This is a genomic window from Rossellomorea aquimaris (assembly GCF_001877785.1).
Lineage (GTDB): Bacteria > Bacillota > Bacilli > Bacillales > Bacillaceae_B > Rossellomorea > Rossellomorea aquimaris_A.
In genome coordinates, this window is record NZ_MINN01000084.1 from 1 (window position 1) to 1669 (window position 1669).

At 42.4% G+C, this 1669-nt stretch carries 1 protein-coding gene; it reads right to left on the bottom strand.

The window, feature by feature from the left end:
- Positions 1-287: 287 nt before the first annotated feature.
- Positions 288-1571, bottom strand: a complete 1284-nt coding sequence (locus BHE18_RS09795) for an IS110 family transposase (protein WP_071618410.1) — start codon at positions 1569-1571, stop codon at positions 288-290.
- Positions 1572-1669 lie beyond the last annotated feature (98 nt).

Consider the following 1669-nt stretch of genomic DNA (forward strand, 5'->3'; position numbering starts at 1 on the left):
TGGCACGTTAATAGACCGGAAAGGGGTATTTCCAATAATAGGTACTAAAATATGATCGCACCTTTGGATCTCCACAAGCGACATGGTGGTGGACCCTCCCATTTCTCTCGGCGTCTATGCGCGTAAATTCCTTCGTTCGACCTGACCATGTGTGGATGCCGGATATGCTCCTCGGGTGGGTCTATGCCCTAATGCTCGGAATGGTGACCGGCTTATCCGTGCTTCGTTTGATTTACATTAAGACACGTTAAAAATACAAAGTATGTGTAACCTATACTTATTTCGTGTTAAGCAGCCTGCACATCAGTAATATGCGGAATATCTCGAAGCATGCGTTCTTCACTAAAGGCACACTTCCGTGTTCCCATCGCAAATAGAATCTTAATCAATTTACGACCTAAAGCGACATAAGACTGTTTCCCCTTTAGAGGATTGTTTCTCCGGTGTTTGTAGTAGTTGTGTAGCGCCTTGAACCCTTTATTATGAAAGGCTAATGGGCGAGCGACTTGATATAAAATGGTGCGTAATCTCCGTCGACCACGTTTGGTGATGGTCGTCTGCCCTTTATGTTTGCCTGATTGGTTCATCATCAGATTGAGTCCTGCTAATTTAATAATTTGTCGTGGATCTCTATAGTTAGAGAGGTCACCAATTTCGGCAAAGAAGCCAACGACAGTCATAGGCCCGACACCTTTTATAGCTATCATACTATCGGCACCAGGAACCAATCGAACAAGTTCTTCGAGCTCTTCTTTAAGGGCTTCTAGACGAGCGTTTAATAATTCATATTGATCGACAAGATAGCGAAGTTCTTCACGGGCCATTCGAAGACCAACGGTCAGTCCAATACTGGAGGCAGCTGCCTTTTTCAATTGGCGCATACGCTCTATCCCGATATTTTTCGTTACTGACGTTTTTACTTCTTTCAGAAGTTCATCCTCTGTTTTCTGCTGAATATCTTTGGGAAGATATCCACGCTTCAATAAATATAAAGCTGTTTTCCCATTCCACTTTTTAAATACGGTCAAGAATTCAGGGAAATAGCGATCCAACGCATTATGAATTTGAGCCTTGATGGAGGACAAATCTTCTTGGATGATATCAAAGAGTTTGACTCCTTCCCGTAAATCGGCATACAAACCCTCAGGTAAGGTAGGCTCATGATAACGACCCGCCCGCATGACTTGAGCGATGACTTTCGCATCCTTTGTGTCATTTTTGGTGGGCGAATCATCATCCAGTTCTTTTGATTTCTTCACCTTCATCGGGTTTACTACGACTGGTCTTTCACCATGCGATTTTAAAAAGTAGGCTAGATTCATCCAATAATGACCTGTAGGTTCCATACCGATCAACAAGTTGGGACGGGATGTTTGTGCACTTAATTCTTTCGCCCATTCAAGTAATAGTTTGAAGCCTTCTTTTGAGTTAGGGAATATCAGACGCTTAGATAAATCGATTCCCCGATCATCAATTGCCCTGGCAACATGCTTATGTTTGGCGATATCAATTCCTATAATCAGCGTGTGTTCATTAATTTGCTTAAGTCGTTTATTTTGTGTAAAATCCATAATTGAAGTCTCCCTTCGGTACTTAATTCGAGGTCATGCATGACACTCTCTATCGTACCAAGGGGGCTTTTTTTATGCACATCGCAAAAACTTCGATA

Bases quoted from the DNA above. Each gene is read 5' to 3' on its own strand.
- BHE18_RS09795 (WP_071618410.1), bottom strand. From the start codon at position 1,571: ATGGATTTTACACAAAATAAACGACTTAAGCAAATTAATGAACACACG.